This is a genomic window from Variovorax sp. RA8 (assembly GCF_901827175.1).
In the GTDB taxonomy this organism is placed as follows: domain Bacteria; phylum Pseudomonadota; class Gammaproteobacteria; order Burkholderiales; family Burkholderiaceae_C; genus Variovorax.
The window spans coordinates 4,391,022-4,410,662 of sequence record NZ_LR594662.1 but is presented as its reverse complement, the minus strand read 5'-3'; the positions used below and the strand labels follow the sequence as shown (position 1 = coordinate 4,410,662).

Sequence of the window (19,641 nt, the reverse complement as noted above, 5' to 3'; positions counted from 1 at the left end):
TAGCGGCCGCTTGGATTCGGCTCTGGCACCGCGCAGGCCCGCGCCATCTCGCCGATCGAGGCGCTGTGGCAGCCGACCGAAGGTGTGCCCGGCGTGCAAGGCATCGGCCGCCGGGCAGTCGTCCGCTATCGCAGCGTCTTCAAATACCTGACGAGTTCCGCGACCTCGCCGGCATCGGGGACGCCCGCAAAAGGCATCCGGTTGCCCGGCACGGCTTGCTGCGGATCGCTGAGAAAGGCCGCCAAGGATTTGTCGTCCCAGGTGATCTGTGCGTTCTTCATGGCTCGGCTGTAGCCGAACCCCGGCGACGAGCCGGCCTTTCGGCCCACCACGCCGGCCAGTGGCGGCCCGATGGCGGCAGCGCCTTGCGCTGTATGGCATGCCGCACATGTCGTCCATGTCTTGGGCGGCTGCACGGCCGCTTGGCCATGCGCCAGGTTCATGAAAGCTGCGGCGCAGGCGGTGAGCAGGAGTGTTCGCATTCCAGTCTCCTCAAAGCATGCGCGGCTGCTTTGCATAGCGCACCAGGTCATCGCCCAGGCGCAGCGCCAATGCCGCGAGGGGACCCGTGGGGTTGTATCCCGCGTTGTGTGTGTAGACAGAGGCGCCAACCACGAAGAGGTTCTGCGCATCCCAGTGCTGAAGCCGCGGCGACACCACGCTCGTTGTGGGGTCGGCGCCCATGATCGTTCCACCCGTGGTGTGCGTTGTCTGGTATTGGCGCGTATCAAAGTCGCCTTGCCGTGGTTGCGGTGCACCGACTGCGGTGGCACCCATGGCGCGCGCAATCCCGGCGGCTTTGTTCGTGACGTACTCGCTCATCCGGTGGTCGTTCTCGTGAAAGTTGAAGGTCATGCGCAGCAGTGGCAAACCGTAGGCGTCGCGGTACGTCGGATCGAGGTCGAGGTAGTTCTGGCTGTGCGGGTAGTTGCTGCCGTGCACCGCGACGTTGAAGGCGTGCGCATACCAGTCGGCGTTGGCTTGCTTCCACGCCGATCCCCAGCGGGGCGTTCCGGCCGGGTGGAGCCGGGAATTGATAGGGCGGCCGTTCGTCACGTTCGAGTAGATGTAGCCGCCGCCGAAGAAGCCGAGCCCTGCGTGGTCGAAGTTGTCGCCGTTGAACTCGTCCACCACCATCTGCGAGGCGCCCGACGCCATGAACGGATTGATGAAGCGGTCCTTGAAGAACACCGGTACCGACGACATCACCTGGTAGCAGAAGTTCTTGCCGACCACACCCTTGCCCGTCTTCGGGTCATAGGGGCGCCCGATGCCGCTCGTGAGCAGAAGCTTGGTGTTGGTCATGGTGAAGCCGGACAGCACGACAACATCGGCCGGCTGCTCATACGTTTGCGCGGTCTGCAGGTCGATGAACTGCACGGCGGTCACGCGCCGGGCGTGCTTGTCGTAGACGAGGCCGGTCACCTGCGAGTGAAGACGGATCTCGAAATTGCGTTGCCTCTGCAGCAGCGGATACAGCAGCACTGCCGGGCTGGCCTTTGCATTGGCCTCGCAGATGAAGCGCTCGCAATGACCGCAGTACTGGCACGGCGCGAGACTTGCGCCATCGGGGTTGGTGTAGGCGCGCGGCGAGTTGGCCGCGGGCAACGGGAACGGTTTGTAGCCAAGGCTTTGCGCGGCCGTCTTGAAGATGCGGCCCGACTCGAGAATCTCGAGCGGGGGTTGCGGAAAGTCGCGTTTTCGGGGGGCCTCGAAGGGGTTGCCGCCTTCGATCAGCCGCCCGCCGACATTGCCGGCCTGCCCCGCGATGCCGAAGAGCTGCTCGAACAGATCGTGGTACGGCTCCATCTCCGCGTAGCTGACGCCCCAGTCCTGCACCGTCATCTCGCGCGGGATCGCCGCCTTGCCGTAGCGCGATTCGAGCCGGGTGCGCAGGGCCGGGTCGTACTCGGCCCAGCGCCAGGTCTGTCCGTTCCAGTGATTGGCAGCGCCGCCCATGCCTTCGCCGGGGAGGAAGGCTTCCATGCGGCGCACCGGCAGCGCGCTCTCGTTGATTGAATGACGCAATGTGTAGGTCTCGTTGGCCCAGTTCTGCACCAGGCTGTTGCGCACGCCCCAGCGCAGTTCGTCACGCTGGTTGGGCAGCGTGGCGGCCGCACTGCCGGCGAGATCGCCACCGCGCTCGAGCACCAGCACGTCGACGCCGGAATTCATCATCTGCCGCGCCGCCAGGCCGGCGGTGAGGCCGCCGCCGACGAAGACGACGGCGCGTTTGGGGAGTTTTTGAGTCATGGGAACAGACCTTCAGCTGAAGTCATCGATCGACTGCGGCTTGGCCGCGCCAGGGAAGGGCAGGCCGCGGTACTGGACCACGTTCCGCCCGTGAAAAGCGGGCAGACCGGGGAAGCCAACTGCGCGCCAAAAGGCCTTGTTGCGGTTGCCGCCGTACATCGGATCAGCAAAGCAGGCCTGCACGAACAGCGGATAGAAAAAGTCGTTGAACCACGCACCGAGTCCATAGTGTTCGTCGTCCATCCGGCCGGCAGCCACATCCTGCAGCAGGGCGTCGAGGCTGCGGGCTTCGAGTTGCTCGATGGCTTTGCCTGTGCGTTGCAGAGTCTCGCGGCGCAGCACCGCGAGGCCGGCCTTGAAGTGCAGCTCGGGTGTAAGGGGCGACTGGTAGCCATGCTGCGGCTTGCCGGGGCGCCAAGGGCCTTGTCGATAGAGCTGGTCGCCACGCCCCCAGCCGCCGGCCAACTGGTGATCGATGTACAGATGCAAGCCGCAGTCGACGCCATTCGGTGTCATCGCATCGGCCGGGCACATCACGTTGACGAGGGCCTCGACGCAGGCGGCTTCCTGAGGGCCCATCGACAGGTAGCCAGTGGAGCGAGCAGTATCGGTCGACTGCGCTGCACTGCCCTGCGCCGAAGCGAGCGGGCTGCCGAGGCCGCTCAGCAGTGCGGGTGCCGCCAGCGCTGCAACGCTGGAAGCGCCGCCGATCTGGCGCAGAAAGAGGCGTCGCGCGGGGGACTCTTGGTCAATCAGGGACATGGGGACTTTCTTCGTGGGGCAGAGTTCGTGCAGACGCATCGATCAGAAGGGCTCATAGGGCGCGGCGCCTACCGTCTCTGTCGGCGTGATCGGCGTGCGGTCCAAAGGCTCCTGGGGCGCCGGATACGACAGATCGAGCGAGAGGAATGTGCTGGCGACCCGGGCCTCGGCCGTCGCCGGCGCAAGCGCGATAGCACCGGCTGCCTGGATCGCACAGATCGATATCGATGTGGTGAGGCCGGCCAGCAGCGCCGCGAGGAGGATTCTTTTCGTCATCAACTGCTCCAGAAATTTGAGGGAACCATCGAGCGCAAAAAGCGTTGAAGGCGGATGGACAGGCATAGCGTGCGATGAGGGAAACCGGTTCGCACGTTCTGCATCTGTTGCACTCAAATCTAGGTTTCGACAGCTCGATGCGGTAGCCCTGTCGAGCGAAACGCCGCAGTGAGCCAGTGGCATCAATGGCGGCGTAACACCGCTTCAGTGCGAACGAAAGCGCGCTGTTCCAAGACACACGGCTGCGCCACCACGATGTGGCGAGAAGGAAGTCGAAGGGGAAAAAAAGGGAATGATCTGCGAGGCGCAGCCATCGAGGGCGAAGGAGGTTGTGCTCCCGAGACGCCATCGGTCTTCGGCGCGAAGGGTGTATCGCGCAGGAAGAGCAAGCGGCACCGCCAGAGGCGGCGACGCCTGCGAAAAGAACTCAGGAGAGGTTTGCCTTGTCCAGGCCGAAGGCCTTGTCGGATGACCCCGGCACAGTCTGGAACGCGACGTTCACGCGGTTCCATGCATTGATGGCCATGACGCTGAAGGTCAGGTCCGAGAGTTCTTTTTCCGACAGCTGTGTGCGCACGCGCTCGTAGATGTCGTCGGGCACGCCTTGCTCGGGCAGCTTGGTCAGCACTTCGGTCCAAGCCAGGGCCGCGCGCTCGCGGGGAACGAACAGCGTCGATTCACGCCATGCAGCCAGATGGTGAATGCGCAGTTCGCGCTCGCCGTGGATCTTTGCTTCCTTGATGTGCATGTCGAGGCAGAACGCGCAGCCGTTGATCTGCGAGGCGCGGATAGCGACGAGGTCCCGAACGGTCTGCTCGATGGTGCCGTTGTCCACGAGCGTGCTGAACTCGATCAGCTTCTTGAAGAGCTCGGGCGATTGCTTGATGTAGTTGAGGCGATGAGTCATGTGTGGCTCCGCCCTCAGTGCGGCTGAGGTACCCGTTCGCGAAGAGCGCGAGAGAGAAGAAAAATCCTGGGCATCGACGATGCGGCGCGACAGGCCGGCAGCCTGCTTGCGCGCCGCAGGCCGCGCTCAGTAGTCCCAGATGATCGGAACCCAGCGAAAGATGTCACCGTCGATCGCCACCCGGCCAAGGGAAGGGAAGGGCAGGTGAGCGGCCACCAGCAGCCCGCGGGTCTGCGCCAGTTCGCGCAGGAGGCCGATGCGAACTTCGGCCGCTTTCTCCGGGTCGTGCTCGAAGCCGTTCTGCCAGTCAGGGTGGTCGAACGCGACGGGGAACATGGCGTCGCCGGCGAACGTCAGGCGCTCACCGCCCGACACCAGGTCGACCACGCTGTGCCCTGGTGTGTGGCCGCCGGTACGGCGGACCACCACGCCCGGCGCCACCTCGCGGCGCTCCTCGAATGTCTGGATGCGATCGCGGTATTCGTTGTAGAAGCTCTTGGCAGTCGAGCGGAGCACCTCCGGCACCGGCTTGGGCATCACTGTCTGGGAGAAATCGGGCGAGATCCAGAAATCCACCTCGGCCTTGGCCACGTGGATGCGCACGTCGGGGCGCAGGCGTTCCTTGATGCCGGGAACGAGCAGCCCGCCCACGTGGTCCATGTGCATGTGGGTGAAGATCACGTCGGTGACGGACTCGAGTTCGATGCCGGCCGCGGCCAGACGCTGGGGGAACTGCCCGGCGCGCGGGAAGCCCGGGAACTGGCCGCCCAGGCCGGCGTCGATGAGGATGTTCTGGTCGCCGCTGCGGGCCACCATCACGTTCAGCGGCCAGTCGTACTTGTCGGGCGGCATGAACATCTGATCCAGCCAGCTCGCCAGATCTGCCGGGTCGGCGTTGGTGGCCATGGTCGAGGTGGGCAACGGCAGCACGCCGTCGCTGACCACCAGCGCGTCGATATCGCCGATGCGCAGCGCGTAACGGGAGGGCACTGGATCTTTGGGTTTCTCGCTCGTGGGTTGCAAGGTGTCATCTGTGGGGGACATGGCGGAATCTCCAAAAGGGCGGCCCGGTTGCGCGGGCCTAACCTGCCAGGTGGCTGGCAGAACGTTTGCCGTTCAACACCGAAGCGTTGTCGGGCCCGGATCACGGCAGAAGGCCGCATGCCGTTGATCGTAGAGAGCCAGAGGAGGCGCCGGTAGGCTCGCAAACGGACGCACAGTGGTGCCTGATACGCACCAAACACATGAAGCGTTGATGGGTGGTGACAGCCTTGGTCGCCTGGTGCAAGGAAAGCTCGGGAGAAGCGGCGTTGGCTGTGGAAAAGTCAACGCGCGCAGGCCGAGGGCATTTGAGAATGTCCTTCGCAGCGGGGCCCTGCCAGCCCTGCTGCGCGTGGCAATCAGTCTTCGATCAAGCCAAGAAAATCTCTCGAGCGCTGGCTTGCGGACGGTCCGAAGAAATGATCGGGAGAGGCGTCTTCCACGATCACGCCGCCCTCCATGAAGACGATGCGGTCCGCGACATCCCTCGCGAACCGCGTCTCGTGTGTCACAACCAACATCGTCATGCCCTTCTCTGCAAGGTCGCGCATCACCTTGAGCACCTCGCCACGCAGCTCGGGGTCGGCCGCGCGGCCGCGCCGAGGCTTTGCGGATGCCTTGCACCGACACCATCCCCTCGATCACGTTCTCCACCGCCGTCATGTGTCCGAACAGGTTGAACGACTGGAACACCATCGCGGTCTTCTTGCGGATCTCGCGCATCTTGCGACGGGTGTCGCCCGAAGGCTTCGTGCCCGCATCGGCAATCTCGATGCCACACATGCGGATGGTGCCGCGGTCGGGCATCTCCAGAAAGTTGAGCGAGCGGATCAGCGTGGTCTTGCCAGAACCCGAGGGCCCCATGATGACTACGACCTCGCCGCGTGCCACCGTGAGATCAATCTGCGAAGCACGTGGTTCGCGCCGAAGCTCTTGGCCAGGCCTTGCACCTGCACCGGGGCAGTGATGTGAGTGGAGGATGTGTTCATGTGTAGCGCTTCGAGAGGTGGCTTTCGAGCCAGGTCTGCAAGATGGTGAGCACCTGGTTGATGAACCAGTAGATGGCTCCGACGATAAGGAACATCTCCATGTAGCGAAAGGTCGTGGCGCCCAACTGCTCGGCCACGCGGGTGAGCTCCACCACCGTGACGGTCGATGCGAGGGACGTGTCTTTCATGAGCCCGATGAGCCGGCTGCCCACCGGGAGCAGGGCGATGCGGAAGGCCTGCGGCAGCACGATGCGAAACGGCGCCTTCCAGTAGCCCATGCCCATGGCCCACGCAGCCTCCCACTGGCCTTTTTCCACGGCCATGATTCCGGAGCGGAAGTTTTCGCTGAGGTAGGCCGCGGCGAACAGGCTCACCGCAAGCAGCGCAGAGGGAATCGGAGAGATCACGATGCCGTAGCTCGGCAGGGGCCGAAGTAGATCAGCAGGATCTGTATCAGCAGCGGTGTGCCACGAAAGGTCGACACATACGAAAAGGCGAACCAGCGCAACGGCCGAAACGGAGAAATCCGCGCCAGTGCCACGAGCAGCCCCAGCACGCAGCCGCAGAACTCTGCGCGTTCGGATATGCCGAATCGAGTTTGTGTTCCAGTTCTTCTTGGGGCGTGCGCTGGAGAATACCTGCTGACTTCAGTGCGCTTTCGATTGCTCGAACCTTATCACCGGCTGCCGCGATGTCAGCCCTGTACTTGGTTGGGTTGTTGCCTGAGTAATTCTCCCAACGCTGATTTAGCGCATCGAGTTCGATCTTGGCTATGTTGTAGTCATCCAGTGTGTACATCGCGGGCGATAGCTTGGGACGGTAGACGTTTGATGTGAGCGGGCCGTGGGTGCGCAGGCTGCACACAATTGGAGGTTAGGCACGCTCAGATAGGCGGTGCTTCGCCGAAGAGTTTCAGGAGCTCTGGAATCCGGAGCTGATACTTCGCGCGTCCGACGGCCCGCCGCGCGCCTTCGCTGCCTGAGCAAGGCCCGCATCCGCGCCGTCTTGGACTTCGCCATGCACGCTGAAGCCGGGCTCACCGCTACGGCCGCGGCGCGCGGGTCAGGCGCCTTCGCTGCCTGCCTCCTCGACTCCGCCGGCAGCCACGGCCGCCTCTGCCACCCTCTCGCGCAGCCATGTGTGCGCGGCGTCGTGGTCGTTGCGTCGGTGCCAGACGGCCCGCAACACCGATCGTCCGGTGCGGTAGGGAGGCTGGCGCAACAGGAGTTCGCTGTGACCGCTGCCGCGCGCGAGGGCCTGCGCGAGGGAGGCCGGTGCGATCGACAGCATGTCGCTGCCGTGCAGCAGCGCCGGAATCGCCAGCGAATGCGGCACGGTCACGCGCAGCCGCGGCGGCAGCCCGGTGTCGCGCAGCGCCTCTTCCAGCGCGTGACGGTCGAACATCTCGGACTGGCGCGCAAGGCCACGCTCCAAAATGAATCCGTCGACCGCGCCTTCCTCCTGGCCGCCCACTGAAATGGTCACCAGCGGATAGCGCGCCAGGTCCTTCACCTGCAGCTTGCGGCGCGAGGCCGGATGGCCCTTTCTCATCAGGATGGCCTCGCCCTGCGACATGACCGTGCGCGTGTTCAGTCGGACCGGAACCTGCGAGAAGATGCCGATCGCGAGGTCGATGCGGCCAAGGTCGATTTGCTCGGCCAGATCCAGCCGCGTCGAAGGCCGGATGACCAGGTCCACGCCGGGCGCCGCCTTCTGCAGCGCGCGCGCGAGCGGTGCCACGATGACCGCGGTGACATGGTCGTTGGCAGCGATCACAAAGCGGCGCGACGACTGGCCGGCAGAGAAGGGCTCGACGCCCAGCGTGGCTTCGATGCGCCGCAGCGAATCGCGCAGCGCGGGCGCCATGGCCATGGCGCGCCCGGTGGGTGCCATGCCCTTGCCAGTGCGCAGGAACAGCTCGTCACCCACGAGCTCCCGCAGCCGCGTCAGCGCATGGCTCACGGCCGACTGGCTCAGGTTGAGCCGTCGGCCCGCGAGCATCAGGTTGCGGTCTTCGTAGACCGCGTCGAACACCTTCAGCAGGTTGAGATCGATGCGACCGATGCTCATCGCGCGGTTCCGTGAGTTGCAGGGTATGCATTTTGTCCTTGCAAACTCATCAGTTCCATTCAATTCGCGGCAAGACCATCATTCGCTCCACCCCTACCAACGGTGTCAACGAGGCAAGCAAATGAACTCTTCACCACGACTCTCCCGCCGCGCATTCACGCGCATGGCGCTCGCCGCTCCTGCCGCCGGCTGGCTGCTCTCGGCGACGGCGCAGGGCGGCGGAACGCCGGGCAAGCTGCTGGTCGGCTACCCTGCCGGTGGCACGCTCGACACCACTGCCCGGCAGCTGGCCGAAGCCTTGCGCAGGCAGGGCCGCTCTTACATCGTCGACAACCGCGTTGGCGCCGCCGGCCGCATCGCGAGCAGCATGCTCAAGCGCGAGCGGCCCGATACGAGCGCGCTGCTGTGCACCCAGACTTCGGCGATGACGATCTATCCGCATGTATACACGCGTCTCATGTACGACCCCGTGACCGACTTCGTGCCGGTGTCGCCCGTGGTGACCGCCACCTGTGCGCTGGGCGTGAGCAGCGCCGTGCCGGCCTCGGTCAGGAATCTGCAGGACTACGTGGCGTGGGTGCGGAGCTCGCCCGGCAACGCCACCTATGCCTCGCCGGCCGCGGGCTCGGTGGCTCATTTCCTCGGCTACCAGCTGTCGGAAGCGGGCGGCCTCAAGCTGCAGCACGTCGGCTATCGCGGATCCGCCCCGGCGTTGCAGGACCTCATTGGCGGGCAGATCCCCACGTACCTGGGCTTCGTGGCCGACTTTCTCCCGTACATGCAGCAGGGACGGATTCGCATCCTCGCAGTCGCGGGCGAGAAGCGCTCGCGCTTCATGCCTGGCGTGCCCACCTTCCTGGAGCAGGGCTTCGCCGGCATCCGGGGCGCCGAGACCTACGGCATCTTCGCGCCGCCGGGCACGCCCGAAGCCGCCGTGAATTCGCTCCATGCGTCCATCGTCTCGGCCGGCAAGGACGCCGCGATGCTCGCGGCCTTCGAACAGGTCGGCCTGGAGGCCGGCACACTGACGCCGCGCGAGTACGCGGCGCTGATCCAACGCGAACGGGAAGCCTGGGGGCCGATGGTGCGTGCCTCGGGTTTCCGCTTCGAGGAATGAAAGGAGACCCCGATGCCAACCGAATCCAACGCCGAACGCGAAGCGCTCATCGAACGCAGCATTCCCTTTCTCGAAGAAGTGCAGGACATGACGGCCGGCACCGAGACCGAGCGCTGGCTGAACCGGACGTACGGCCCCGCGAGCGAGCTCTACCAGACGCTCGCGCGGCTGGTAAGCCAAGGCGTGCAGGACGGCTGGGCCGCCAACGTGGCGCTGGACGGCCCGATCTACCGCCGCAGCCGCATCGCCGAACCATCGGAACGCACGCGGCATTTCAGCATCACGGCGGTCTACATGGACAGCACCGGCAATACCCAGGGCAACCCCGAGGGCAGCTACCGTGGGCAATACCACGCGCATCCCTACGGGGAGTTCAACCTGGTGGTGCCCCTGCAGCCGGGCGCCGCGCTCCGGGGCCCCAACGGCTGGTGTGAAGCGGGCTGGACCGCGCCCGGCCCCGGGAGCCACCACTACCCGGAAGCCAAGGGAGGCGCCGTCATCGCGCTGTTCTTCCTGCCCGCAGGGCGCATCGCCTACCATGCGCCGCCGCAGGCCTGAGGTGGCGACATGAAGCCGCAGCTGCAGACCGAAGCGTGGCGCGAGGTGGACGCAGTCCTGCGCGCGCGCCGGTCGGTGCGCGCCTACCGTCCCGATCCGGTGCCGCGCGACACAGTGCTCGACATCCTGAGCGTGGCCACCGCCGCGCCAAGCAATTCCAACACCCAGCCCTGGTGCGTTCATGCGCTGACGGGCGCGCCGCTGAAGACACTGAGCGAAGAGCTCGTGGCGGCCTTCAGGCGGGGCGACTTCTCGCCTGCGACCCATTTTCCCGACCCGCTGCCGAGCGCGCTGGGCGCCCGCCAGGCGGACTTTGCGCTGCGCTATTACCGCACCCTTGGCATCGACCGGACGGACGCGCCGGCGCGCGCGGCGCAAACCGAGCGCAACTACAGCTTCTTCGGCGCGCCCGTGGGCCTCGTCTTCGGCATCGATGCGCGGCTGAACCCCCACAGCTGGCTCGACCTCGGCCTGTACATCCAGAGCGTGATGATCGCGGCCAAGGCCCGCGGCATCGACACCTGTCCGCAGGTTTCGCTGGCGCCTTTCCATGCGGTCATCGCGCCGCACCTGCGGATGCCGCCGGAGGTGATCACCGTCTGCGGCATGGCCATGGGTTTCGGCGACCCGGAAGCGGAAGTGAACCGGATGGGCATGCCGCGACAGGGCGTGGAGGAGTTCGTGCACCTGGCGGGATTCGATGCCCCCTGCCCGGCGGCGGCACCGCCTCGACACTCTCACGCCTTGCCGTCGACGCGCAGCGGCGCCTGAGGTCGTCTCGAGGCGCAAGCACGAGCGGGCCGCAGTTCTCATCGGCCACGAACATCGGCGGTGGTCGAGATGGCATGCCGAGCCTCCGATCAGATCTGCAGCTGATGCAGCTCGAAGCCGGCTCTGGCGAGATCGGGTCGCCGCAACGGACCCTCCGCCGACCACAGCTTGCGCAGGCGCCGCATCTCGCGCGACTCGTTGATGCCGACGGCCCCGACCACCGTCTCGCCGCGCAGGTGCACGGAGAGCCGCGCGTCCTTGCCGCCCGTGCCGGTGAGCACCGCATCGCCGCAAGTGGGGGCACCGAGCACCTGCAGGTTCGCGCCGTACTGGTCCGACCAGAACCATGGCGGTGCGGCGCATTCGGGCGCGGCGCATTCCAGGCCTGCGATGTGTCTTGCGGCGGCTTCGCCCTGGCGGTTGGCGTTGTCCCAGGTTTCAATGCGAACCGGCGCCATGTGCCACGCGCAGGCTTGCTCGGTGACGTCGCCGGCGGCGTAGATGTCCGGCGCCGAGGTCCGGCCGTGTGCATCGACCACGATGCCCGATCCGATGCGAAGACCCATCTGCTGTGCGAGCGCAACGTTCGGGGTGATGCCGATACCTGCGACGACCGCGCCGATCGCCAGCCCGGTCCCGTCCGAGAGACGGGCGTTTCCTACCTCGCCGTCGCCTTCGAGGCGCAGGACGGCGGTCTGCATCCGCAGGTCCACGCCGCGCAACGCATGCAGTTCATGGAGCCAGTGCGCAGCAGCGGCGGGCAGCGTGCGGCCGCACAGCCGCTCTCCTTGCTCGACCAGCGTGACCTCGACGCCGGCCTCCCGTGCGATGGCCGCCACTTCGAGACCGATCCAGCTGCCGCCCACGATCAAGAGCCTTCGCTGTTGCCGAGCGCATCGCTCGATCGATCGCCGCAGCGCGATTGCGTCGCTGGCGTTGCGCAGGACATGCACCAGGCCGAGCTCGCTGCCGGGGACGGCCAGTCGGCGGGGCGATCCACCGGTAGCGAGGAGCAGCAGGTCGTAGGCGATGGTCGAGCCGTCGCTGCACGTGATCGTCTTCCTGGCGGCATCGCCGGCCACGGCCGTGCGGTTGACGACGAGTTGCTCGTTCGCAAGGGTCCCCGGTGCGACCCAACGCAAGGCCTGCTCCGCCCCGCAGAGGTATTCCTTCGACAGCGGCGGCCGTTCGTAGGGCGCATGCGCCTCGTCGGTGACGAGCACGATGGGACCCGCGTGGCCGAGCTGCCGCAGCGTCTTGAGCGCTGCGCCCGCGGCTTGGCCGCCGCCGACGATCACCACGCGCCGGGCGGCACCGGCGGCCGTGCGGCTGGACGAGGAGGGCAGAACCATCGTCACTGCGGCTCCGCGTCGGCGCATGGCACCTCCACCATCAGCACGCCACCGTCCTCGCGCACCGCGTAGGTCGCGAGGTCGGCCGTCGCCACGGCCAGGCATTTGCCGCTGCGGATATCGAAGAGCGCGCCGTGCAGCGGGCACTCGACCGCGTCGCCCTCGATGTAGCCTTCGGACAGGAGCGCGTAGGCATGCGTGCAGACATCGTGCGTGGCATGGACCCCGTCGTCCAGGCGATAGAGCGCGATTGGAATGCCCGCAAGCTTGACGCCCTTTGGTTGCCCCGGCTGCACGTCGGCGGCTGCGCATGCGCGCACCCACTGCGTCGAGTCTCTGTTTTCCATGGTGTTCATCCGCTCAGCGGGGCAGGTGGCGCCAGTCGTCCTCGATGGACTTCAACCGGCCGCCGGTGGCAGTGATCCGCGAGTAGTCGCGCGCCTCGGGCTGGGCGCTCGACGGCATCTCGTTGGCGATGAACTTCCTGACGGCCTGCACGAGGTGGCGGCGCAGCCGGATGATCGCCTGGTCGGCCGAGCAGAGATACTCGGCGGAACGATCGACGATGGGGCCCATGCTGACCTGCGTCACGAAATCCTCCACGACGATCTCGGTGAAGCCCGTGTGGTTGCCGTTCTGCATCAGCATGCGGTTTTGGCCCCAGGCGCGATCGGGATCGTGGCAGACGCCGCCAGCCATCGGCCAGGTGTTCGCGCGCTGGGCCCGCTTCATCGAATCGGTGGGCCGGCGGGTGTTGTAGTAGATGTACCACTGGATCAGGTGCGTGTCGTCGACCGGCACTGCGATGATGACGGTGCGGTCCTGGTCGTCGCCCGTGTTGATCGGTGGAATCAAGCCGTAGTAGGGCATGACGAACTCAGTCACGCGTGCCACGCATTGGCCGTCGGTGGCCTCGCGCAGCGCGGCGGCGCGGTAGCCGTAGGGCGTGTCCTCGAACTTGTAGCGCACCGCGTTGTTGACGCGCGCGGCGGCCATGTCCATCGTCGAATGCGCAAGATGGCTCTGGTGCAGCAACGCGATGTGAGACGAGTCGATCGTGGCCTCCACGCCCTGGAGCCAGTTGGAGTTGAGCTCCAGGCCGCATGAATAGGCCTGGTCCGGCGGCAGGTCCATCCATTCGAAGTTGGGCGCCGCCGGCGCTTCGCCCTCGCCCAGCCAGACCCAGACGAGGCCGGCACCTTCGACCGCGGGATAGTGCCTGACCTTCACCGTCTTGCGGAAGCATTCCGGATTCGAGGCCTCGTTCGGCACCTCGAGCACTTCGCCCGAGACGCAGATCTTCCAGCCATGGAAGATGCAGCGCAGCGCGTTGTCCTCGTTGCGAGCCAGCGCGAGGGAGACGCCGCGGTGGGGGCAGGCTTCGTTCAGGAAGCCGACCCGGCCGTCGTGCGTCCGGTAGGCGACGTAGCGGTTGCCGAAGAGCTGCACGCGCACCGGCGCGCCGCCGGCCTCGAGCCGCGCAGAGAGCATCGCCGGCACCCAGTAGAGCTGCCGCAGCATCCGGCCCATGGGGGCTTCGCCTTCGACGCGGGTGAGGAGTTCGTTGTCTTCCTTGGTTGTCATGACTGCACCTGTTCAGATTGGCCGGTTGGATGGAAACTGACGCAAATGTCTTCCCAAGAAGATAAAGTGTCAAGCGCGCAAAGGGTTTTTACTAGGCGCAGAGAGCGCCACACACCATGAGAGAAGTTGGATAAATTGGGTGGAATGGACGGGATCGTGTCGGCCGGCGATCGCTTGCGGCTTCCCTTGTCGAGCCCCGCATGATTGGGTAAGTTGGGTAGAATTGCGTTGGATAAATCACTGGAAGAACATGTCCGTCACTCCCTCGTCGATCGATCTCTCCTCGCCCGAGGCGCGCATCGCGCTGCCGCCGCGCGCCAAGCCGTACTGGCATATCCACTCGCCGCGCACCCACATCGGGTACTACAGGGGCAGCCGCGGCGGTGCCTGGTACGGCCGCGTGTTCATCGGCGATGGAAAGTACCGGCAGACCAAGCTCGGACCCGGCGATGCAGAGGGTGGCGGGGCGGGACTGACCTTCGACAGCGCCGTGGCCGCGTTGCTCGAGTGGGCCGGCGCGGACCCGGGCGGCGCGGCGGGGGCGGCCGACGCTGCCCCGGCGGCGCGCAGGCCGATCGGCGAGAGCGCCCCGCGCACCAAGGTCAGCCAGCTGCAGCCGAAACGTCTCGATGCCATCTCCCAGGCCTGGGCGCAGGAACGCCCCGACATCGACTTCTGGCTCGCGGGCTTCTTCCTGCGCATCGAGCATGCGCACTACCTGCACGACCGGCGCGTGCAGGAGGTAGCCAAGCAGGCGGGCACCAGCGTCGGCGACCTTCACGTGCTGCTTGCGCTGCGCCGCCATGGGACCGGTGGCGCGATGCGGCCGACCGATCTCTACAAGGAACTGCTCGTCACCTCGGGCGCGATCACCAAGCGACTGGACAGCCTGCGCGGGCAAAAGTTGATCGAACGCGCCGCGGCGGCCGACGACCGCCGGTCGGAGCTGGTGAAGCTCACCCGGCGAGGCCAGGCAGTGGCCGACGCCGCCATGACGCGCATCGCGCAATCGTTGGAGCGCATCGTCAAGACCAGTGGTGTCGGGCGCGCGGAGCTGCGGCATATGGACGAAGCACTTCGACGGCTCATCGCAGCCATGTGAGCTCGGCCCAGGGTTAATGCTAGTGACACTTATCTTTCCAGGAAGATAATCATTGGGCAGCAAAGTTGGGCAATTTGCCTCTTGCCAGCGTGCCGAAGCGGCTGTCTCAGTGAACTGGAACCCCGATGAATGTCCCTACGCTTTCCATCTCCCGCCGCCGTTTGCTGCAGGCATCGCTGGCGCCATTGGCCTTCCGCGTCGACCAGGCGCTGTCGCAAACACAGCCGGATTTCCGCGGCGAGATCAAGCTGGGGCAGACGATGCCCTATAGCGGGCCGCTCTCTGCGCTGAGCGCCGTCGGCAAGGTGCAGGCGCGCTATTTCAAGATGCTCAACGACAACGGCGGCGTCAATGGGCGGCGCGTGACGTTGCTGTCAGTGGATGATGCTTACAACCCCGCCAAGGCCGTCGAGCAGACTCGCAACCTTGTCGAGCGCGAAGAAATCAATGCGATGTTCGCGAGCATGGGAACGGCGCAGAACGCAGCGGTACAGAAGTACCTCAACGGCAAGAAGATTCCTCAACTCTTCGTCTATGCCGGCAGCGACCGGTTCGCAGATCCGAAGAACTATCCATGGACGCTGCCGGGCCTGCCGACCTTCTCCACCGAGGCGTCGGCCTATGCCGACTACGTCGGCAAGACGAACCCGGTTGCGAAGGTCGCGGTGCTCTATCAGAACGACGACTTCGGCAAGGAGTACCTGAGCGCGTTCAAGCGACGGCTGCAGGAAGTCGGCAGCAAGGTGCAAGTGGTGGCCGCGGCCGGCTACGAAGTGACTGCACCGACCATCGACTCGCAGATCATCAGCCTGGCGGGCACGCAGGCCGATGTGTTCATGAACATCACGAGCCCGAAGTTCACGATCCAGGCAATCCGCAAGATCGGCGATCTTCCGTGGAAGCCGCTGCACATCATCCCGATCACGAGCAACTTCATCGCGACGGTGCTGCGCGTGGCGGGGTTGGACAAGTGCGTCGGTCTGGTCTCGGCCACGCCAAGCAAGTCGGCCGGCGATCCCGAATGGGCGAACGATGCAGCCTATCGCGAGTGGCTCGCCTTCATGAAGAAATACTACCCCGAGGGTGACACGACGGAGCAGTTGAACCTGGTCGGCTACAGCATGGGCTTTCTCATGACCGAGGTGCTGCGACGCTGCGGGGACGACCTGAGCTCCGAGCGCATCCTGAAGGAAGCCACCTCGCTCAAGAACGTGGCGCTGCCGGCGCTGATTCCGGGGTTCACGGTCAACACGTCGCCAGTCGACTACCGCGCCGTGCAGCAGCTGCGCCTGCAGCGCTTCGACGGGACTCGCTGGATGCCGGTGGCCTGATGTATCTCGATCTCCCAGGGGCACCGATCGTGAACGAGAAAGACGGGATGCAGGGTGCGCCGCTCCTTCGCGTGGACAACCTGGGCCTGCGGTTCGGCGGCATCCGCGCACTGGCGAGCGTCTCGTTCTCGGTAGGGCACGGCGTCATCTGCGGCATCATTGGACCGAATGGCGCGGGGAAGACCACGCTGTTCAACTGCCTGAGCCGGCTCTACGAGCCGGACGAAGGCACGATCACATTCGACGAGCGCAACCTGCGGTCGGCGTGCGCGTACGAGGTGGCCCGGCTGGGCATCGCGCGCACCTTCCAGAACGTGGCGCTGTTCGACCGGCAGTCGGTGCGCAAGAACGTGGAGACGGGCTGCTTCCTGCATTTCGGGGGACGGCACTTTTCGGCGCTCCTGCGCAACCGCAGGGGCAGGGAAGACCGCCGCGAGGTCGACGGCTGCGTCGACGAACTGCTCGCGTTCGCGCGCCTGCAGGAGGTTGCCCACACACCGGTGTCGCAGCTGTCGTTCGGAACGCGCAAGCGTGTCGAACTCGCGCGCGCACTCGCGATGCGGCCTCGCATGCTGCTGCTCGATGAGCCGGCCGCCGGGCTGAACCACGAGGAGGTCGAGGAACTGCTGCAGTGGATCCTCGAGATCCGCGACCGGATGGGTATCTCGGTGCTGCTGATCGAACACCACATGAACCTCGTGATGCGGGTGTCCGATCAGGTGGTGGTGCTCGAATTCGGCCACAAGATCGCCGAGGGCAGGCCCGAAGAGGTGGCGGCCAATCCGGACGTGGTCCGGGCCTACCTCGGAGGCGAGCCATGAGCGCGCAGATGCTGCAGGTGAGGGGCCTGCATGCGACCTACCAGGCCACGGCCGTACTTCAGTCGGTCGATATCGAGGTGGCGCGGGGTGGTATCACGGCGCTCCTTGGTGCGAACGGCGCCGGCAAGACCACGGTTCTGCGTTCGATCAGCAATGTGCTGGTAAGAACCCAAGGGACGATCCTGCTCGACGGCCAGCCGATCCAGGGGTTGCCGAGCGACGCGATCGCGCGACTCGGCGTGGCGCATGTGCCGGACGGCCGCGGCACCTTCGCCCAGCTGACGGTGGAGCAGAACCTGCTGGTCGGCGCAATGACGCGCAAGCGCGGCGCGGGTGTGCGCGAGGACCTGGATCGCATGTACGCGCTCTTTCCGCGGCTGGCGGACTACCGCGGCAAGCCGGCGGGGCTGCTCAGCGGCGGCGAGCAGCAGATGGTTGCGATCGCGCGGGCACTCATGCTGCGGCCGAGGCTTCTGATGCTCGACGAACCGTCGTTCGGTCTTGCGCCGATGGTGGTGCGGCAGATCTTCGACGTGCTTGCGCAAATCAACCAGGACGCCGCGCTGAGCATCCTCATCGTCGAGCAGAACGCGCGCCTCGCACTCGATCTGGCCCACCACGCCTACGTGCTGGAGGCGGGCCGGGTTGCGATCAGCGGCACCGCAGCATCGCTTCGAAGCGATCCGCGGGTCAAGAAGGTCTACCTCGGAATCTAGGCGACAAGCGGAAGGACAGAGCAGATGACGGAGTTGACCCAACAGGTGGTCGCGGGTTTCGTGAACGGGTGCATCTACGCCATGCTGGCGCTCGCCCTGGTCATGATCTATCGCGCCACGCACCACGTGAATTTTGCGCAAGGCGAGATGGCGATGTTCTCCACCTACGTTGCCTGGTCGCTGATCGAAGCGGGCCTGCCGTACTGGGCTGCAGCGCTCGCGTCCATCGCCTTCGGCTTCATTGCGGGCGTGCTGGTCGAGCGATGCGCACTGCGGCCGCTCCACGACGCGCCGCTGCTGTCGATCGTCACGGTGTTCGTCGCGCTGATGATCATCATCCAGAGTGCGGCGGGCCAGGTGTTCGGCCACGAGAGCCACAGCGTCGCGAGTCCCTTCGACGCCTGGGGCCGCTACGGACAGGGTCTGCTTTCTGGCCATGCGCTCGGCACCGTCGCTGTCACGCTGGCGGTGCTGCTGACCATGAGTGCGTTCTTCCGGTTCACCCGGCTCGGGCTCGCGATGCGCGCTGCGGCGCTCAACCCGCTGTCGAGCTCGCTCTCGGGCGTCAATGTCAGCCGCGTGCTCATGATCGGCTGGGGCGTGGCGGGTGCCATCGGCGCCATCGCCGGCCTGTTGGCCGCGCCGGTCGTCTTTCTTGGGCCGCACATGATGAGCGGCATCATGATCTACGGCTTTGCCGCGGCGGTGGTCGGCGGTGTCGACAGCCCGCCGGGCGCCATCCTCGGCGGCTTGGTGCTCGGCATCGGAGAGAACCTGCTCGGCGCCTACGTCACGGGAAATGAACTGAAGCTCACGATCGCGCTGGTACTGATGTTCGCGGTCCTCGTCGTTCGGCCCCAGGGCCTGCTTGGCGGAAAGGCGATCCAACGTGTCTGAAGCCACGGTCAAGAAAGCCGGCGGCCGGTCCGGCGAGGCGACGGCCGAGCGACCCGGACAGCGGGCCGCAGGGCAGTGGTGGCACCTTCGCGGCATGCCGGCAACGGTGCTGCTGGCGGCCGCCGCCGTCGCGGTGGCCTTGCTGGTTCCGGGCTACTGGGCGTTCAGGCTGTCGAGCGTGTTGATCCTCGCGCTGGCGGTTCGCGGGCTCCAACTGCTGATCGGCGCGAGCGGACAGATCTCGCTGGGCCATGGGGCCTTCTTCGCGGTGGGTGCTTACGCAGCGGGCGTCCTGGTCTCTCACCACTGGCTGCCCGGCTACGCCACCGTGCCGGCTGCCATGCTGATTTGCGGGCTGGCGGGGTATCTCTTCGGACTGCCGGCCACGCGGCTCGCGGGGCCGTACCTGGCGCTCGCTACCTTCGCGCTCGCCATTGCGCTGCCGCAACTCCTGAAGCACCCGCTGTTCGAGTCCTGGACCGGCGGTGTCAGCGGCCTGAGCCTGGATCCGGCCGGTGCGCCGTTCGGCATCCTGAAGGCAGATGCGTGGAACCTGCTGTGGACGGCGGCCTGGGCCGCGCTGATCTATGCCGTGCTGCGCCGATTGCTGGCAGGGCCGGCGGGCCTTGCGTGGCTCACGCTGCGCGACCATCCGACCGCTGCGATGGCGGTCGGCGTCAACGTCAGGAAGTGGCGCGCCACCGCATTCGCGGTCAGTGCGGCCACGGTCGGCGCCGCGGGTGCCCTGAACACCCAGCTCACCAACTTCGTCTCGCCGGACAGCTTCACGGTTTTTCTTTCGCTGAGCCTGCTGGTGGGCGTGGCGCTGGCCGGCCCGACGTCGGGCCTCGGCGCCCTGATTGCGGCGACCTTCCTGTCGTTCGTTCCAGACGTGGCCGAGAAGGTGTCACAGGAGTTCACCGGCGTGCTCTACGGCGCCGTGATGCTCGCGGCCGTCTTCGTGCTTCCGCTGATCGGCAAGTGGCGCAACCGCGCAGCGCTGGGCATGGCCCGGTCGGCGCACGCGAAGGCCGACGTGGGGTCGCCGAGGTGCGCAGCGGAGATGAATCGGATCGCCGTCAAGGAGAAATGAA

At 66.1% G+C, this 19,641-nt stretch carries 21 protein-coding genes and 1 pseudogene; 9 read left to right on the top strand and 13 right to left on the bottom strand.

Annotated elements, in window-relative coordinates; translation table 11 throughout:
• Positions 1-125: 125 nt before the first annotated feature.
• From E5P3_RS20655 to E5P3_RS20615, 10 genes and pseudogenes are all read right to left on the bottom strand, one after another.
• Positions 126-482, bottom strand: a complete 357-nt coding sequence (locus tag E5P3_RS20655) for a c-type cytochrome (RefSeq protein ID WP_232073229.1) — start codon at positions 480-482, stop codon at positions 126-128.
• Positions 483-492: 10 nt separating this feature from the next.
• Positions 493-2,253, bottom strand: a complete 1,761-nt coding sequence (locus E5P3_RS20650) for a GMC family oxidoreductase (RefSeq protein ID WP_162587680.1) — start codon at positions 2,251-2,253, stop codon at positions 493-495.
• A 12-nt stretch (positions 2,254-2,265) separates the two neighbouring features.
• Positions 2,266-3,015, bottom strand: coding sequence for a gluconate 2-dehydrogenase subunit 3 family protein (locus E5P3_RS20645; protein WP_162587679.1), 750 nt, complete (start codon positions 3,013-3,015; stop codon positions 2,266-2,268).
• Positions 3,016-3,057: 42 nt separating this feature from the next.
• A complete protein-coding gene (locus tag E5P3_RS20640; RefSeq protein ID WP_162587678.1) occupies positions 3,058-3,291 on the bottom strand; it encodes a hypothetical protein in 234 nt (77 codons plus the stop codon).
• Positions 3,292-3,718: 427 nt separating this feature from the next.
• The gene (locus E5P3_RS20635; RefSeq protein WP_162587677.1) at positions 3,719-4,198 is read right to left on the bottom strand and encodes a carboxymuconolactone decarboxylase family protein; all 480 of its coding nucleotides are present in this window, start codon (positions 4,196-4,198) and stop codon (positions 3,719-3,721) included.
• A 126-nt stretch (positions 4,199-4,324) separates the two neighbouring features.
• Positions 4,325-5,242, bottom strand: a complete 918-nt coding sequence (locus E5P3_RS20630; protein WP_162587676.1) for an MBL fold metallo-hydrolase — start codon at positions 5,240-5,242, stop codon at positions 4,325-4,327.
• Between the two features lie 356 nt (positions 5,243-5,598).
• Positions 5,599-6,228 (bottom strand): annotated as a pseudogene (locus tag E5P3_RS20625) (amino acid ABC transporter ATP-binding protein).
• A complete protein-coding gene (locus E5P3_RS20620) occupies positions 6,225-6,635 on the bottom strand; it encodes an amino acid ABC transporter permease (protein ID WP_232073228.1) in 411 nt (136 codons plus the stop codon). Before E5P3_RS20620 ends, E5P3_RS20625 begins: the two are co-directional and overlap by 4 nt.
• Positions 6,632-6,784 (bottom strand): ABC transporter permease subunit, encoded by a 153-nt coding sequence (locus E5P3_RS35815; protein ID WP_232073227.1) that lies wholly within the window; start codon positions 6,782-6,784, stop codon positions 6,632-6,634. The genes E5P3_RS20620 and E5P3_RS35815 overlap by 4 nt, the downstream gene beginning before the upstream one ends.
• 506 nt (positions 6,785-7,290) lie before the next feature.
• Entirely contained in the window at positions 7,291-8,298 is a 1,008-nt protein-coding gene (locus E5P3_RS20615) for a LysR substrate-binding domain-containing protein (RefSeq protein ID WP_162587675.1), read from the bottom strand.
• 121 nt (positions 8,299-8,419) lie between these two features.
• On the opposite strand from E5P3_RS20615, the gene E5P3_RS20610 reads away from it, so the two are divergent.
• From E5P3_RS20610 to E5P3_RS20600, 3 genes are read left to right on the top strand one after another with little or no spacing between them, the layout of a single operon-like run.
• Positions 8,420-9,415, top strand: coding sequence for a tripartite tricarboxylate transporter substrate-binding protein (locus E5P3_RS20610; protein WP_162587674.1), 996 nt, complete (start codon positions 8,420-8,422; stop codon positions 9,413-9,415).
• 12 nt (positions 9,416-9,427) lie between these two features.
• A complete protein-coding gene (locus E5P3_RS20605; RefSeq protein ID WP_162587673.1) occupies positions 9,428-9,973 on the top strand; it encodes a 4-hydroxylaminobenzoate lyase in 546 nt (181 codons plus the stop codon).
• A gap of 9 nt (positions 9,974-9,982) precedes the next feature.
• On the top strand, positions 9,983-10,744 hold the full coding sequence (locus tag E5P3_RS20600) for a nitroreductase (protein WP_162587672.1): 762 nt from the start codon (positions 9,983-9,985) through the stop codon (positions 10,742-10,744).
• Positions 10,745-10,833: 89 nt separating this feature from the next.
• On the opposite strand, the gene E5P3_RS20595 is transcribed toward E5P3_RS20600, so the two are convergent.
• From E5P3_RS20595 to E5P3_RS20585, 3 genes are read right to left on the bottom strand one after another with little or no spacing between them, the layout of a single operon-like run.
• Positions 10,834-12,123: an NAD(P)/FAD-dependent oxidoreductase gene (locus E5P3_RS20595; RefSeq protein ID WP_232073225.1), complete on the bottom strand. Its 1,290-nt coding sequence runs from the start codon at positions 12,121-12,123 to the stop codon at positions 10,834-10,836.
• The gene (locus tag E5P3_RS20590) at positions 12,099-12,443 is read right to left on the bottom strand and encodes a non-heme iron oxygenase ferredoxin subunit (RefSeq protein ID WP_232073223.1); all 345 of its coding nucleotides are present in this window, start codon (positions 12,441-12,443) and stop codon (positions 12,099-12,101) included. The genes E5P3_RS20595 and E5P3_RS20590 overlap by 25 nt, the downstream gene beginning before the upstream one ends.
• 13 nt (positions 12,444-12,456) lie before the next feature.
• The gene (locus E5P3_RS20585; RefSeq protein WP_162587669.1) at positions 12,457-13,680 is read right to left on the bottom strand and encodes a Rieske 2Fe-2S domain-containing protein; all 1,224 of its coding nucleotides are present in this window, start codon (positions 13,678-13,680) and stop codon (positions 12,457-12,459) included.
• 250 nt (positions 13,681-13,930) lie between these two features.
• On the opposite strand from E5P3_RS20585, the gene E5P3_RS20580 reads away from it, so the two are divergent.
• From E5P3_RS20580 to E5P3_RS20555, 6 genes are all read left to right on the top strand, one after another.
• Entirely contained in the window at positions 13,931-14,782 is an 852-nt protein-coding gene (locus E5P3_RS20580) for a MarR family winged helix-turn-helix transcriptional regulator (protein WP_162587668.1), read from the top strand.
• 125 nt (positions 14,783-14,907) lie between these two features.
• Entirely contained in the window at positions 14,908-16,113 is a 1,206-nt protein-coding gene (locus E5P3_RS20575; protein WP_162587667.1) for an ABC transporter substrate-binding protein, read from the top strand.
• Positions 16,114-16,160: 47 nt separating this feature from the next.
• Positions 16,161-16,934: an ABC transporter ATP-binding protein gene (locus tag E5P3_RS20570; RefSeq protein WP_162589768.1), complete on the top strand. Its 774-nt coding sequence runs from the start codon at positions 16,161-16,163 to the stop codon at positions 16,932-16,934.
• Positions 16,931-17,650, top strand: a complete 720-nt coding sequence (locus E5P3_RS20565; RefSeq protein ID WP_162587666.1) for an ABC transporter ATP-binding protein — start codon at positions 16,931-16,933, stop codon at positions 17,648-17,650. Before E5P3_RS20570 ends, E5P3_RS20565 begins: the two co-directional genes overlap by 4 nt.
• 24 nt (positions 17,651-17,674) lie before the next feature.
• A complete protein-coding gene (locus E5P3_RS20560; RefSeq protein WP_162587665.1) occupies positions 17,675-18,547 on the top strand; it encodes a branched-chain amino acid ABC transporter permease in 873 nt (290 codons plus the stop codon).
• Positions 18,540-19,640: a branched-chain amino acid ABC transporter permease gene (locus E5P3_RS20555; protein WP_232073222.1), complete on the top strand. Its 1,101-nt coding sequence runs from the start codon at positions 18,540-18,542 to the stop codon at positions 19,638-19,640. Before E5P3_RS20560 ends, E5P3_RS20555 begins: the two co-directional genes overlap by 8 nt.
• Position 19,641: the final 1 nt, after the last annotated feature.

Coding starts and splice junctions, on each gene's coding strand:
- E5P3_RS20615 (WP_162587675.1), bottom strand. CDS start 8,298: ATGAGCATCGGTCGCATCGATCTCAACCTGCTGAAGGTGTTCGACGCG.
- E5P3_RS20635 (WP_162587677.1), bottom strand. CDS start 4,198: ATGACTCATCGCCTCAACTACATCAAGCAATCGCCCGAGCTCTTCAAG.
- E5P3_RS20560 (WP_162587665.1), top strand. CDS start 17,675: ATGACGGAGTTGACCCAACAGGTGGTCGCGGGTTTCGTGAACGGGTGC.
- E5P3_RS20605 (WP_162587673.1), top strand. CDS start 9,428: ATGCCAACCGAATCCAACGCCGAACGCGAAGCGCTCATCGAACGCAGC.
- E5P3_RS20570 (WP_162589768.1), top strand. CDS start 16,161: ATGCAGGGTGCGCCGCTCCTTCGCGTGGACAACCTGGGCCTGCGGTTC.
- E5P3_RS20585 (WP_162587669.1), bottom strand. CDS start 13,680: ATGACAACCAAGGAAGACAACGAACTCCTCACCCGCGTCGAAGGCGAA.
- E5P3_RS20650 (WP_162587680.1), bottom strand. CDS start 2,253: ATGACTCAAAAACTCCCCAAACGCGCCGTCGTCTTCGTCGGCGGCGGC.
- E5P3_RS20655 (WP_232073229.1), bottom strand. CDS start 482: ATGCGAACACTCCTGCTCACCGCCTGCGCCGCAGCTTTCATGAACCTG.
- E5P3_RS20600 (WP_162587672.1), top strand. CDS start 9,983: ATGAAGCCGCAGCTGCAGACCGAAGCGTGGCGCGAGGTGGACGCAGTC.
- E5P3_RS20640 (WP_162587678.1), bottom strand. CDS start 3,291: ATGACGAAAAGAATCCTCCTCGCGGCGCTGCTGGCCGGCCTCACCACA.
- E5P3_RS20610 (WP_162587674.1), top strand. CDS start 8,420: ATGAACTCTTCACCACGACTCTCCCGCCGCGCATTCACGCGCATGGCG.
- E5P3_RS20565 (WP_162587666.1), top strand. CDS start 16,931: ATGAGCGCGCAGATGCTGCAGGTGAGGGGCCTGCATGCGACCTACCAG.
- E5P3_RS20645 (WP_162587679.1), bottom strand. CDS start 3,015: ATGTCCCTGATTGACCAAGAGTCCCCCGCGCGACGCCTCTTTCTGCGC.
- E5P3_RS20575 (WP_162587667.1), top strand. CDS start 14,908: ATGAATGTCCCTACGCTTTCCATCTCCCGCCGCCGTTTGCTGCAGGCA.
- E5P3_RS20595 (WP_232073225.1), bottom strand. CDS start 12,123: ATGCGCCGACGCGGAGCCGCAGTGACGATGGTTCTGCCCTCCTCGTCC.
- E5P3_RS20580 (WP_162587668.1), top strand. CDS start 13,931: ATGTCCGTCACTCCCTCGTCGATCGATCTCTCCTCGCCCGAGGCGCGC.
- E5P3_RS20590 (WP_232073223.1), bottom strand. CDS start 12,443: ATGGAAAACAGAGACTCGACGCAGTGGGTGCGCGCATGCGCAGCCGCC.
- E5P3_RS20630 (WP_162587676.1), bottom strand. CDS start 5,242: ATGTCCCCCACAGATGACACCTTGCAACCCACGAGCGAGAAACCCAAA.